The organism is Actinocrispum wychmicini (genome assembly GCF_004345645.1).
Classification (GTDB): Bacteria; Actinomycetota; Actinomycetes; order Mycobacteriales; family Pseudonocardiaceae; genus Kibdelosporangium; species Kibdelosporangium wychmicini.
In genome coordinates this window covers 332071-345012 of sequence record NZ_SLWS01000001.1, presented here as the reverse complement: position 1 = coordinate 345012, position 12942 = coordinate 332071, and the positions used below count along the sequence as shown (strand labels likewise).

The 12942-nt window shown below is 68.1% G+C and carries 13 protein-coding genes and 1 tRNA gene; 8 read left to right on the top strand and 6 right to left on the bottom strand.

Annotated elements, in window-relative coordinates; all coding sequences use genetic code 11:
• The first annotated feature begins 5 nt into the window (after window positions 1-5).
• Genes EV192_RS01740 through EV192_RS01735 form a run of 3 tightly spaced genes read left to right on the top strand, consistent with a single transcriptional unit; the run spans window position 6 to window position 2540 of the window.
• On the top strand, window positions 6-572 hold the full coding sequence (locus EV192_RS01740) for a hypothetical protein (RefSeq protein WP_132110422.1): 567 nt from the start codon (window positions 6-8) through the stop codon (window positions 570-572).
• Complete coding sequence (locus tag EV192_RS53565) at window positions 565-1455, top strand: hypothetical protein (RefSeq protein WP_165960166.1); 891 nt, start codon at window positions 565-567, stop codon at window positions 1453-1455. Before EV192_RS01740 ends, EV192_RS53565 begins: the two co-directional genes overlap by 8 nt.
• Window positions 1452-2540 carry an acyltransferase family protein gene (locus tag EV192_RS01735; protein ID WP_165960165.1) on the top strand — a complete coding sequence of 363 codons (1089 nt, stop codon included), beginning with the start codon at window positions 1452-1454 and terminating at the stop codon, window positions 2538-2540. The genes EV192_RS53565 and EV192_RS01735 overlap by 4 nt, the downstream gene beginning before the upstream one ends.
• On the opposite strand, the gene EV192_RS01730 is transcribed toward EV192_RS01735, so the two are convergent.
• Together EV192_RS01730 and EV192_RS01725 are read right to left on the bottom strand one after the other, a co-directional pair.
• Entirely contained in the window at window positions 2523-3461 is a 939-nt protein-coding gene (locus EV192_RS01730) for a hypothetical protein (RefSeq protein ID WP_132110418.1), read from the bottom strand. The genes EV192_RS01735 and EV192_RS01730 overlap by 18 nt on opposite strands.
• 18 nt (window positions 3462-3479) lie before the next feature.
• A complete protein-coding gene (locus EV192_RS01725; RefSeq protein ID WP_132110416.1) occupies window positions 3480-4601 on the bottom strand; it encodes a class I SAM-dependent methyltransferase in 1122 nt (373 codons plus the stop codon).
• Window positions 4602-4680: 79 nt separating this feature from the next.
• On the opposite strand from EV192_RS01725, the gene EV192_RS01720 reads away from it, so the two are divergent.
• Window positions 4681-4878, top strand: a complete 198-nt coding sequence (locus EV192_RS01720) for a hypothetical protein (RefSeq protein ID WP_132110414.1) — start codon at window positions 4681-4683, stop codon at window positions 4876-4878.
• 696 nt (window positions 4879-5574) lie between these two features.
• On the opposite strand, the gene EV192_RS01715 is transcribed toward EV192_RS01720, so the two are convergent.
• Window positions 5575-5647, bottom strand: a tRNA-Gly gene (locus EV192_RS01715).
• 266 nt (window positions 5648-5913) lie between these two features.
• On the opposite strand from EV192_RS01715, the gene EV192_RS01710 reads away from it, so the two are divergent.
• The 3 genes from EV192_RS01710 to EV192_RS01700 all read left to right on the top strand — a co-directional run bounded on the left by EV192_RS01710 (window position 5914) and on the right by EV192_RS01700 (window position 8833).
• Window positions 5914-7386: a sigma-70 family RNA polymerase sigma factor gene (locus EV192_RS01710; RefSeq protein ID WP_132110412.1), complete on the top strand. Its 1473-nt coding sequence runs from the start codon at window positions 5914-5916 to the stop codon at window positions 7384-7386.
• A 111-nt stretch (window positions 7387-7497) separates the two neighbouring features.
• Window positions 7498-7938, top strand: coding sequence for a DUF983 domain-containing protein (locus tag EV192_RS01705; RefSeq protein ID WP_132110410.1), 441 nt, complete (start codon window positions 7498-7500; stop codon window positions 7936-7938).
• Between the two features lie 31 nt (window positions 7939-7969).
• Entirely contained in the window at window positions 7970-8833 is an 864-nt protein-coding gene (locus EV192_RS01700) for an Fpg/Nei family DNA glycosylase (protein ID WP_132110408.1), read from the top strand.
• A gap of 7 nt (window positions 8834-8840) precedes the next feature.
• Here EV192_RS01700 and EV192_RS01695 read toward each other — a convergent pair whose 3' ends face one another.
• The 3 genes from EV192_RS01695 to EV192_RS01685 are packed head-to-tail and all read right to left on the bottom strand — an operon-like array spanning window position 8841 to window position 11567.
• A complete protein-coding gene (locus tag EV192_RS01695; protein WP_132110406.1) occupies window positions 8841-9434 on the bottom strand; it encodes a LutC/YkgG family protein in 594 nt (197 codons plus the stop codon).
• Window positions 9427-10854 (bottom strand): LutB/LldF family L-lactate oxidation iron-sulfur protein, encoded by a 1428-nt coding sequence (locus tag EV192_RS01690; protein ID WP_132110404.1) that lies wholly within the window; start codon window positions 10852-10854, stop codon window positions 9427-9429. The genes EV192_RS01695 and EV192_RS01690 overlap by 8 nt, the downstream gene beginning before the upstream one ends.
• A complete protein-coding gene (locus tag EV192_RS01685; RefSeq protein WP_243726572.1) occupies window positions 10836-11567 on the bottom strand; it encodes a (Fe-S)-binding protein in 732 nt (243 codons plus the stop codon). The genes EV192_RS01690 and EV192_RS01685 overlap by 19 nt, the downstream gene beginning before the upstream one ends.
• 90 nt (window positions 11568-11657) lie before the next feature.
• Between EV192_RS01685 and EV192_RS01680 the strand changes: the two genes are divergently transcribed.
• Entirely contained in the window at window positions 11658-12941 is a 1284-nt protein-coding gene (locus EV192_RS01680) for a histidine kinase (protein ID WP_165960164.1), read from the top strand.
• The last annotated feature ends 1 nt before the right edge of the window (window position 12942 follow it).

The window sequence follows — 12942 nt, the reverse complement described above, 5'->3', positions numbered from 1 at the left end:
TAGCCGTGCTCATTGTTGTCGTGCTCGCGGCAACGGCGTGGTTGGTGTGGGGCAACCGGTTCCCATCGGCCAGTTCCGGCGATGTCGTCCCCGTCGGGGAGACAGGTCGCCGGCCGGGCAGCGGCCTGGCAATCGCCGACCTCGGCGGCGTCGAAGACGACTACGGGTTCGTTCGCGACTTCTCCGACGTGCAGAAACTGGGTTTTCTCGAGTCGGACGAGATCGCCGTCTTCCGCGACGCCCAAGCCGGACCGGCGAGGGTCTCGGTGAACGACGACATACCCGCCGGCCGGGCGATCGTCCTGGTGACCCAGGTCAAAGACCGGGGCGCGGCGAAGACCGCCGCACAGGTCCTGAACGAATTACAGATCTCCCGGGGGTTCGTGCCGAACGGCCCGCTCGTTCTCGAATGGCTCGGCGACCCGAACAGCCGGCCGTTGGTCAGGATTCACTACCAGCACAACGACTTGCTGGTTCGCATGGAACTGGTGGGCCGAGCCGGCCAGGATGTGGCCAACGGGTTCGGACCGTTGCTGAACCGTCAGCTCGAAGTGCTGCCCGCCAATGGCTGACCAGCGAGTCACCGTACTGGAGAACACCCGGGGCACCCGGCCGGACGCTGTGGCCGCCCTCGGGATCTGTCTGGTCGGATACGGCATTCTCGCGGGGTTGTGGCCGGCTCGGCACGGGTACTCGCCGGACTTGTCGATCGTCATCCGGGAATGGGTGAACAAGCCGCTCGGCATCGGGGAGGACTTCGGCTTCCTTGGCGTCACGTTGTTGCTTGTCACCGGCGGCATGATCGCCACCCCGACGCTGGTTCGGCGCCTTGGCCCGCCGCTCGCGGCCGGCGTCGCGCTCGGTGCGGTGGCCATGGCACTCGGTGCGCATCCACTGGTCGAGTTGGTTCGACCAGTCGCGGCCGTGCTGTTGTTCGTGGTGATCTGGACGTTGACCAGGCGCTGGCCGTGGCTCTCCGTCGTGCTGCAGTTGGAAGTCGCGTACCTGCTGGTGTTCGCGGGTGCCGCACCCGGCGCTGACGCTCTCCTGCACCACCTTGGCCTGGTCGCTGAGTATCTGCCGGCGCTGCTGATCGGTCAGCTGATCCGGCTCGGCACATTACGCGCTCTGGCCCTTGGTGTGCTCTGTGTGGGCCTGCCCGCGGTGGCCGAGCATCTCTATCAGGAGCTGAGCGGCTGGTGGCACGCGTTGACTGTGGTGTATGCCGTGCTGCTGACGCTGCTCCTGCGTGGCCGCGGCATCCGGTTCCCGGTGGTGCGATGGTTGTCGACCAGGGCCGGCTGGCTGTTCGCTTCCGTCGCGGTGGTGGGTTACGTCGCACTCGACCTGCTGAGCAGGCTGCCTTTGGTGGTCGCCCTCGTGGTCGCGCTTGGGCTCGTCGGATTCGCCGCCGAAGGCGGATACCGGTTGGCGGAGAGGGTGTATGGCCCATGAGTGAGGCAACGCGGGTCGGCAGTCGCACGGGTTATCTCCACGGGTTGGACGTGGTCCGGGTCCTCGCCTCGTGCCTGGTGCTCTACACGCACATCCATGAGTGGTTCGTGATCAAGGACAGGAACTGGTGGCTCACCGACTGGGTGCAACGCAACGTCGTCGACACGTTCCAGTTCAATGACCGGTTCTCGTTCCTGGGGATCGCGACGTTCCTGGTCGTCAGCGGGGTTGTGGTGACCTACGTGACGGAACGGGAGAATCCAGGGCAGTTCTTGTGGCGGCGGGTCACCAGGATCGCTCCGCTGTTGTGGGTGGTCACCCTCATCGCCTGGATCCTGATCAACCTGGGCCAGCAGGTCGCCCAGGAGCCCATGCCGGACCGGCTGGGGATCGACGATCTGGCTCGCGGGCTCGTGCTCGCGAACTACTTCGTCACACCCCTGCACGCGATGATCGGTGTCACCTGGACCCTTGTCGTCCAGATCGGTTTCTACTGCTACGTCGCGGCTTCCATTCCGTTGCTCCGCCGAAAACCATGGCTCCCACCGCTCATCGCCGCCGGGGTGTGTTTCACGGTGGTGCTGGCCGCCACGGGCAGCAGGAACCCGGTAGTGCAGGAGTTGCTCAAGATCTGCGCCTACATGCCCGTACTGTGCCTCGGTCAGCTGATTTCGCTTGTCCATACCGGACGTGTTCGAATCCCGGGCGCGCTGGCCGTCGGCGCGGTGCAGCTGGCGCTGTTCTTCTGGATGGACCGAGCCGCGGAAGTCACCAACGCGGGCTACGCCAACGTTCGGACCGTTGTGATCGTGCTGCTCCTCACCGCGGTGATGATCAAGGCCAAGGGACGCGTCGCGCGGTCCACTGTCATCCGGAACTGGTCACGGCGGACCTACGCGATCTACCTCATCCACTTGTCGTGCGTCTTCGTGATCATGGATCACGTCTCGCCGCTCATCGGCCCGGACGCCGCCGTGCTGCTTGTGCTGGTCACAGTCGCCGGCACGGCCGAAATCCTGCATCGCTACGTCGAGATGCCGGCCGAACGGTGGCTTCGTGCGCGCCGGTCACCGGTACGGCAGTGACGAACTGACCGCCGTCACCGTCTGCTTCAGCTTGTCGGTCAGCGTCTTCTCGGCCGGCTCGCCGGTCTGGCCGATGACGATCCGCACCGCGCCCTGGTCCGTCGGATAGGCGGCCTCGAAGATCCCGGCGTTGGCCGCGAGCGACTTCAGGCCGGTCACGCCGGCTGGCAACCCCGGCACGGTCGCCATCCCGAGCTTGGTGCCACGGTCGACGATCCGTTTCGCGAGCGGCGTCCCGGAACCGCCTGGTGCCACCATGAAGTAGAAGATCTGAGTGGACATGGTCCCGGAGACGACCTGGCGGTAGAAGATCTTCTGGGTCCCGCCGGCGAGCAGGTACTGGGCCTCGTCCGGCTTGATCAGGTTGTAGATCTGGGCCTGGTCGACGGTCAGCACACCGGACGTCGACAGCGGCGAGTCCGTGGGGTTCGGCAGCCGGTCCAGGGTGAACTGCGGGGCGGCCGGCGGGGCGCTGTCAGCTGGCCCGTCCTTGCGCAGCACGAACAGCCAGATACCCGCGCCGATCAACGCCAACACGACGATCGCGATGACGAACCGCGGCCAGGTCCGTCGTCTGGCGGGACCGAAGTTCGTCAGCCCGAACACTTCGGCTCCGTGCATCGGCGCGGACTTCGGGACCAGCGAGTTGATCGGCGGCTGCTCGATCACGGGCTGCGCGGGCACCGCCACCCAGGCGTTGGGCTGTTGCCGGGGGTCGGGCATCTCGACCTGCTGGGTCACGTCGGCGTCGTCCGACGTCGGGCCGGGGACAACGGACGGCTGGCGTCGAGCCCGGGTGACCGCGGGGTTGCTGGACGCCGCAGCGAGGAGTTCATCCCTGCGTCTGCGGTACTCGTCGCTGTGGATGCGTCCCGCCGACAACTCCTCGTCGAGCCGGCTCAGGTCGTCCTGCCAGGCCATCACGAACCCCCTTCACTCCTATCGACGTCGTAGGACGTAGCTGTAGTTCTCCCACTCCTCGCCCGCGGAACCGTCCTCGATCGCCGCGAGTACCTCTGTGCCGCAGTACTCGAACAGCTGGCGCAGAAAGTCGATGTGCAGGCCGTGCATCTCGATCGCGTCACCAGGATGCTCGCTGGGCGCTTCCGGCTGGGGGATGGGCTCGGTGGGGATCTCGGTGGTCGGCTCGACCGGCCGGGCTTGCGCCGGCTGCGCGGTCCCGGCCACGGTCACCGGGATCCGCAAGGTCTCCGCGCCCGTGTCCTTCCACCAGGTCACAAGCTCGTGTACGAAATCGAGCTCGAGTTCGTAGCGGCCGGGAGACTCGGGTGCGGTGACCGTGATCGGCAGCTCGATGGAAGCACCTGGCTCGACGTCTGTCTTCAGCAGTGCACGACCGTCGTCCCTGACAAGCTGAACGCCGTCGGCCAACCAGTGGTTGCCCAGTTGGAACACGGCGGCTGCCTGCCAACGGACGTTGCTGACGTTGGTCACGCCCACGGTGAAAGTCGCTTGCTCGCCGGGTGTCAGACGCTGTGGCGCGTGCGGCGCGGCCAACCGCATCCGGTAGGTCTCGGCAGGCAGGAGACGTTGAAGCAGCGGCCGGCTCGGGATCTGCACCAGCAGAACGCCACCTGGCCGCACGACCCGCTGGAGCTCCAGCAGACATCGCAACTGCACCTCGGGTCGCCCGTGTTGCAGGACCAGCAGGCTCAGTGCGCCGTCGAACGACCCGGTCTCGAACGGCAGGGTCTGTCCGTCGTACCGGACGAACTCGATCTTGTCCGGAAACCGGCTGAGGTCTTTGGCCCGGTCGATCATGGAGGCCGCGATGTCGACTCCGACCACCGAGTCCGCGTACTCGGCGAGTGCGTTGCTGAGCCTGCCGACGCCGCATCCGAAATCGAGCACGCGCTCGCCCAGTGACACCTCGAAGCCGGCCAGCGTCTCGACCACCCGCGCGACCGTCTCCTTGCCGGTCGCCATGAACTCGGCGACGTCCCAGCGCCCGTCTCGACGAGACGGATCGCTGACCACGGCCCAGAACGGGTCGACGGTGCCCAGGCTTTCCCAGGTGTTCTTGAGCTCGTCCAGCGCCACAGATGCTCCTTTTTCGCCCCCAAGCGGCTGAGGGGATCCTACGGCGCCGCGAATTGTCGTTCTCTAGCAGAGCAACGATGTGCACCGGGTCGAGCTGGTGGTGGACGAGGTCGACGTCCTGGTCGGGGTCGAACTCGATGTGGTCTTGGTCACCTCGACGGACGACGAGGACTGCGCGGCACTGGACGAGCTCGACGACGACTTGCTTGAAGCGGACGAGGAGGATGACGATGACTTCGGCGGCTCGGCCACGCTGCTCGCGGCCGAGCTCGGCTGAGCCGGGTAGGCCGGTGCGGATGACCTGGACGAATCGTCCGAGGACACGTGTTCCAACCCGATGGGCTGGTGCTGAGCCGGCCGTCGGCTGCTGACGCCGACGCCGAACAACGCGACCACGGCGGCTCCCAGGAACGCTCCGACGGCCAGCCGTAACGAAGCGCCTCGTTGGTCGAGCACACGATACTTCTATTGGCTTAACCCGTTTGGGTCAAGCAAAACCCGAAATCTACCCACAGTAGACAACCAAAAACAGGGGAAACATCGACAAGAGAAAAGGGAAAGAGTCCATCCGGGGAGGGGCAAGCCGCAGAAGGCCCACCCGGCGTGGGAGCAAGCCGGGCGGGCAAAGCAAGGGAAGGGCCACCTGCCGAGGGACAAGCCGGGGTGGGTACGGCGATAGGAGGCACTTGGGGAGGGCGAGCTGGGGTGGCAAAGCAAGGGCAAGGCCACCTGCGGAGGGCAAGCCGGAGTGGTCACAGCGACAAGAAGGCCCATTGGAGAGGGCGGCAGCGAAGGGGTCACCTGCAAAGGGCCAAGCCGGAGTGGTCACAGCGATAAGAGGCCCCCTTGGGGGCAAGCTGAGGTGGGCCCAGCGCGAAGAGGATCTGTGAGTCGGGGGGTTTGGGGGGTCGCCCCCCAATATTATGGCGAGCGAGCCGGTCCACGCTTTCCGTGGACATGACTCCCCCGAGCGAGCGGATGACGGGACTCGAACCCGCGACCCTCACCTTGGCAAGGTGATGCGCTACCAGCTGCGCTACATCCGCGTTGACGTCTTTCAACGTTGACGTGAAGTCTATCCGACGACGCCAGTGGGTTTCGTAGGGGGTTCGCCATCACCCGTGCGGGTGGCTGGCATTTGGCGTAAGCGGGAGCGATCAAGTACGACATAAGGCGTAGTCGGGACGGTCTTTCGGCTCACGTCGTTGGTCGGATGTCACCAAGAGTCTTCACACTACCCACACTGGGCGACGCCCGGATGTGGCATGTTGTTCAAGGTTCGCGTGTATCCGGAGGGGAGGTACCTAGCCGGATGACCGCCACGGGCAACCCAGCCCTCAACACTGGCGAGGAATCGCTCCAGGACCGTGAACTCCTGGCCGTCCTGAGGGCCGGCGAGGACGCCGCCTTCGGTGAGCTGTTCTCGCGGCACGCGGACGCGGTCCGCCGGTTGGCCCGTAGCTTGTCGGCCGATCGCGCGGATGCCGAGGACCTGACGGCCGAAGCCTTCTTCCGGGTGTTGCAGGCCATTCGCCGCGGCTCCGGGCCGAATGACAACGTGCGTTCCTACCTTCTGATCGTCACCCGGCGGGTGGCGTGGGAGTGGCGTGAGCGGCGCCGGGATGTGCCGGTTTCCGACGAGGTGTTGTCGCACCGGGCCGGGCAGAACCCGGACACCACAGGGCAGGCGCATGAGCGCAACCTGATCGCACGGGCGTTCTCCAGCCTGCCTGAGCGCTGGCGCAGCGTGCTGTGGAAAGTCGAGGTCGAGGGCGAGCGGCCGGCGGTGGTCGCCACGAACTTCGGCCTGTCCCCGAACGCGACGGCCGCGTTGGCCCGTCGCGCCCGACGTGGGCTGCGTGCCGCTTACCTGCAGGCGCACCTGTCCACCCACCAGGGTTCGACCGCGTGCCGGGCGATCCTGGAGAAACTCGGCGCCTACACCGCCGGAACCATCAAGGGCGCCGAGCGCCGCCGGGTACGTGCGCACCTGGTCACTTGTTCGTCGTGTCAGTCGACGCACGACGAGCTGGTCGACGTGTGCGCGGGGTTGCGCTCGTACGCCGGAGTGATGGCCGCGCCGATCCTGGCCGGGGGCCTGCTCGCGGCCAACAAGACCGGGGTCCTGACGATGGTCAAGGGCCTGCTGTCCGGTGCCGGTGCGAAGCTCACCATCGCCGCCTCGTCCGTGCTGGCCGTGGGCGTTTTCGGCGTGGTGTCCGGTTCGTCGGGCGGGTCGTCGCCGGCCGCCCTGGACTTCAGCGGCAGAGGTGAGCTGGTGATCAGCGGCAGCAGCCTGACCCGTCCGCTGCCGGTCACGGGATCGCTCAGCACGTCCATGCCGGCCACTGGCCGGGTCCTGCGAGCGGGCGAGAACGGCGCGAAGGACGAACCGAGGCAGGCCGCCGAGTTGACGGACGCCGGCGGGCCGAACGCGCCACTACCGGAGGCCGAACCGCCGTCGTCGCAGCAGGAGGTGGCGGTCGCGTTCGCCGGGAGCGAGATTCCCAGTCGGCAGGACTCCGTCCGGGGGTTCAGCGCGCCGCCGCCGACCGGCGGTCCGACCGTGAACGAGGGCGGCGGCCCGACGGTCCAGGACACGCCGTGCGTGGGTCCGCTGCCTCCGCCGGCTCCGCCGCACCCGCCGGACACCGACAGCACGCCGCCCTCGTCGACTGACAAGACACCGGCGTCCGAGGAACCGGCGGTGAACGAGCCGACCACCACGAGCGGTTCGACCAGCACGAAGCCGTCGACGACGGTCACGAAACCGCCGAAGCGCTGAGTGACCTCGTGACGCGATCCACTTTCACCCGCAGGGCCTAGCTGCCGCGCGGTACCTTTAACGGGATGTGTGCCCAGCCCGCTACTCAGACGTGTCGTGAAGGAGGCCACCATGACGCGCCTGGTTCGTAGTGTGAACGGCCGGATGTGGACCGTTCGCGGAGACCTTGAGTGGGGGCGCAAGCCGGTCACGATGGACGACTTCGAGCACGACGTCAGCGCCGGTTACGGCCCCGGAATCGTCATGCTCACGCTGCTCGTCGCGCTGTCGGCTGTGCTCGTCATCTGGACCCCGCATGACGTCAGCGTGCCGGCGTGGGTCGTGCTCGCGCTGCTGCTGCTCTTCCTGTTCTTCCCGGCCCGCTGGGCGCTGCGGCGGCCATGGAAGCTCGTCGCCGAGACGGGGGACGGCACGCCGGAGGCCCCGATCGAGAAGTGGGTCGGCACCGTCCGCGGCATGTTCAACGTGCGCACGGAGATCGCCAAGGTCGCGAAGAACATCCAGACGGAGGACATGCCGGGCTTCGACGGCCCGCTGCATCCCGTGGAGTGACACACGACCCGGCCCGGGTGAGACTGTCCGTGTGCCAGAACTACCTGAAGTCGAGGCGCTCGCCCACCACCTGCGCGAGTACGCCGTGGGCCGCACGGTGGCGCGGGTCGATGTGGCGTCGCTGCAGGTCCTGAAGACCGCCAGTCCGCCGTGGACGGAGTTGCACGGTCGGACCGTGACCGGTGCCGGCCGGTACGGCAAGTACCTGGACATGGACTGCGACGGCCTGCATCTGGTCGTGCACCTGGCCCGAGCCGGCTGGCTGCGGTGGGCGGACACGATGGGCGCGACGCCGCCGAAGCCGGGGAAGGGGCCGTTGGCCCTGCGGGTTCATCTCGGCCCGCCCGGGGAGGGGCCTGGGTTCGACCTGACCGAGGCAGGCACGAAGAAAGGCCTGGCGGTCTGGATCGTGTCGGACGTGCGGCAGATTCCCCAGATCGTGTCGCTGGGGCCGGACGCCCTGTCGCTCACCCGGGACGCCCTCGCCGACCTGCTCGCCGGCCGGACCGAGCGGCTGAAGAACGCCCTCACGGATCAACGGCTGATCTCCGGCGTCGGCAACGCGTACTCCGACGAGATCCTGCACACCGCGAAACTCTCGCCGTACGCGACCGCGGGGAAGCTCGCCGACCCCGCTTTGGACGCGTTGCACGCGGCCATGCAGTCGGTACTGACCGACGCTGTTTCGCGCTCGGTCGGTCAGGCCGCCGCGCGGCTCAAGGGCGAGAAACGCTCTGGCCTGCGGGTGCACGGCCGTACGGGGATGCCGTGCCCGGTGTGCGGCGACACGGTCCGGGAGGTCTCGTTCGCCGAGAAGGCGTTCCAGTACTGCCCGACGTGCCAGACCGGTGGCAAGCCGCTGGCCGACCGCCGGATGTCGCGCCTGCTCAGGTAGGCCGGCCTCAGCCTGGAACTATCAGGACTTCGAGGTTGCGCGGGCCGTGGACGCCTTCCACCCGGTCCATCTCGATGTCGCTGGTGGCGGACGGGCCGCTGATGAACGTCAGCGGGCGGTGCGGGTCGAGACGTTCGAGGGCTTCGGGGACCGTGCCGACGATCTGGTCCGCGCGGACCACGCACAGGTGGTGGTCGGGGAGCAGGGTCAGCGCGCGGCGGCCCTGGGTGAGGCCAGCGTCGAGCACGATGGTGCCGGTCTCGGCGATGCCGACCGCGCAGCCGGTGAGGACTCCGTCGGCGGAGTCCAGATCGCTGACCGACAGTGGCTCGCGCAGCCAGGTGACTTCCGGGACGAGCCAGTCGCCGGGCAGGTCCGGTGCGACGATCCGCTTGCCGGACAAGGAATCCCGGATGGCTGCCGGCACGTCGTCAACCCGGCGGACGACCGCGCGGTAGTCGGCGACGCGTTCGGCGAACAGGTCGAGGACGGACGGGAACGGCCGCGACCGTTGGTAGTCCCGGGGGATGGGCGGCGCGCTCGGGCGGTCGGCCAGCGCGGTTCGGATCCGGCGGAGGATCTCCGCCTTGGCGTCAGCCACGGGTTCGCCTCCACCAGGCACTGAACGACTCCTTCGCGGGCGCCGGCAGGTCGCGGCTGTCCGTCCACTGTGCACCGGCGAACGGCAGCTTGCGGATCTTCCCGTTGCGCGCCAACAGGCGGCCGGCGGTGGCCAGGCGCTGGGCCACGTGGAACCGGCGCGGGCCGGCCATCACCCAGGCCATCGCCGCCATCGCCACCGCCTCCGGGCTGACCCGGCTCTTCGCCGCGACCGCCTCGGAACGCAGGTGCACCAACACTTCCGGGATGTCGATCCGGACCGGGCAGACTTCGAAACACGCGCCGCACAGCGACGAGGCGAACGGCAGCGAGGCCGCGTGCTTGTCGCGCATGTCGCCGCCGAGTTGAGGCGCGAGGATCGCGCCGATCGGGCCGGGGTACACCGAGCCGTACGCCTGGCCGCCGGTCCGCTCGTACACCGGGCACACGTTCAGGCAGGCCGAGCACCGGATGCACCGCAACGCCTGCCGGCCCACCTGGGAGGCCAGGGTTCGGGTGCGGCCGTTGTCCAGCAGGATCAGGTGGAACGCGGACGGCCCGTCACCGGGCGTCACCCCGGACCACACGGACGTGTACGGATTCATCCGTTCCGCGGTGGACGACCGCGGCAGCAACTGCAGGAACACCTCCAGGTCGGCCCAGGTGGGCACGAGCTTCTCGATGCCCATCACGGTGATCAGCGTCGCCGGCAGGGTCAGGCACATCCGACCGTTGCCCTCGGACTCCACGACCACGATCGAGCCGGTCGACGCGACACCGAAGTTCGCGCCGGAGACGGCGACGCGCGCGGACAGGAACTTCTGCCGCAGGTACTTCCGGGCCGCTTCGGCCAGTTCGGTCGGCGTGTCGCTCAGACCGGCGGCGTTCGGCATACGGGACCGGAAGATGTCGCGGATCTCCGTGCGGTTCTTGTGGATCGCGGGCACGAGGATGTGCGACGGCCGGTCGTCGCCGAGCTGCACGATCAGCTCGGCCAGGTCCGTCTCGATCGCGTGCACACCGCCGGCTGCCAACGCCTCGTTCAGGCCGATCTCGGCGGTGGCCATCGACTTGACCTTCACCACCTCGGTCGCGCCGGCCTCGCGGGTCAGCCGCAGCACGATCTCGTTGGCCTCGTCGGCGTCGGCGGCCCAGTGGACCACGCCGCCGCGGGCGGTCACCGACTCCTCCAGCCGCAGCAGGTAAGTGTCCAAATTGGTCAGGACGTCGTCCTTGATCGCCTCGCCGGCCAGCCGCAGCTCCTCCCAGTCCGGCAGTTCGGCGACGGCCCCGGCGCGCTTGTCGCGGATCAGCGTGGTGGCGTGCTTGAGGTTGCGGCGGAGCTGGTCGTCGGCCAGCGCGGTCTTCGCGGCGGTCGGGAACGTCGGGCTGCCCAGCCAGGTCACCGGGTTGCGACCCATGGCTCCTCCTCCGTGCTCGCCAGGATCTCCGCCAAATGCAGCGGACGGACCTCGGTCCCGAGCCGGGACAGCCCGCCGCCGATGTGCATCAGGCACGAGTTGTCGCCGGCGGTCAGCACGTCGGCCGATGTCTCCAGCACCGCGGTCATCTTGTCGGCGAGCATCGCCGCGGACACGTCCGCGTTCTTCAGCGCGAACGTCCCGCCGAAGCCGCAGCACGTCGACGCCGCCGGGAGTTCGACCAGCTCAAGCCCACGCACGGCGCGCAACAGCCGCAGCGGCTTGTCGCCGACGCCGAGCATTCGCAGCGAGTGACATGTCGGGTGATACGTCACCCGATGCGGGAAATATGCCCCGACGTCCTCCACCCCGAGCACGTCCACGAGAAATTCGGCCAGCTCGTACGCCGGCACTCGCACGCCGAGCGACGGGTACACGTGCCGGACCATCCCCGCGCACGACCCGGACGGCATCACCACCGCGTCGTATCCCGCGAACGTGGTGGCCGTGTGCCTGGCGAGCGGCTTGGCCCGATCGTGGTAACCGGTGTTGTAGTGCATCTGGCCGCAGCACGTCTGGGCCAGCGGGAACGCCACGGAACACCCGAGGCGTTCAAGCAACCGGACGACCGCGCGGGCGGTGTCGGGGTAGAACGTGTCGGTCAGGCACGTCGCGAACAGGGCGACGCGCCTGGTCTGTCGCTCGGTCGGCACAGCGCCCACCCTGCCGCACCGATTCATCCGATGTCTACTAAAGTAACCGCAAAGCTTGCTTGTGATTACCGAGTGCCAGAGCATTGACAAGTGGTCCAGTTCCTGACCGAGCGCGTCGTCCTTGGGGCTATCGCGACACTCGCCGTGCTCGGGCTGTTCGTCTTCCTGTGCCGGACACGGCGGGTGAGCACCTCGGTGGACGAAGCGCAGCTGGACGCGATCCAGCGGCTGTCCAAGGCGGCGCCCGAGCTTCGTGGCGGGCTGACCGAGGAGTCCGCCGACCAGACCGTCAAGCATCTGGTCGAGCTGCTCAAATGCGTGGCCGTCGGGCTGAGCGACGCCAACGGCGCCCTGCTGTCGTGGGACGGGCAGGCGAACCACCACTACCAGGACCTCGCCGACGCCATCGTGGCGGCCGTTTCGCGCGGCCAGCGTGAGCACATCCAGCACGAGAACCTGCCGTGCAGCCGGCGCGGCAGCTGCCCGATGCGCACGGCCGTCATCGTCCCGTTGATCGTCGAGGGCACGGTCGAAGGCGCGCTGATCGTGGTCGGTGGCGTGAACTCGGGCCGGCTGATGCGGATGGCCGACGAGGTCGCCAAGTTCGTCTGCATCCAGCTGGAGCTGGCCAAACTCGACGAGGCCAAGCAGCAGCTCGCCCAGGCCGAGGCCCGCGCGCTGCGCGCGCAGATCTCGCCGCACTTCGTCTACAACGCGTTGAACACCATCTCGTCGCTGATCCGCACCGACCCGGAACAGGCCCGTGACCTGGTGCAGGACTTCGCCGACTTCACGAGGTACTCGTTCCGCTCGTCCGGCTTCTTCACCACCTTGTCCGAGGAACTCCGCAACATCGACCGGTATCTCACGATCGAGAGCGCCCGCTACCGAGAGCGACTCAGCGTCCGGCTGAAGATCGCGCCCGAGGTGCTCGGCGTGGCCGTGCCGTTCCTCGTGCTGCAGCCGTTGGTGGAGAACGCGGTCCGGCACGGCGTCGCTCGCAAGCCCGGCGGCGGCACGGTCACCGTGATCGCCCAGGACAACGGTTCGGAAGCCCTGATCAGCGTGGAGGACGACGGCGTCGGCATGGACGCCGACCGGCTCTTCGCCGACCTGCGGGACGCCCACAAGACCGGCTCGCACGTGGGCATCGGCAACATCAACCAACGGATGCGCTCGGTGTTCGGCGACGAGTACGCGCTGATGGTCGAGACCGCGCCCGGCGCGGGCATGAAGGTCATCCTGCGGGTGCCGAAGTCGTACCCGGGTGTCCGGCCGGCGCTGCCCGACTACTCCAGCCCGGACGAGGACTTCGACGAGTTCGCGCCGGCCCCCGGGTCGCAGTCGACCAACGGCCACGCACCGAGTCCGTAGA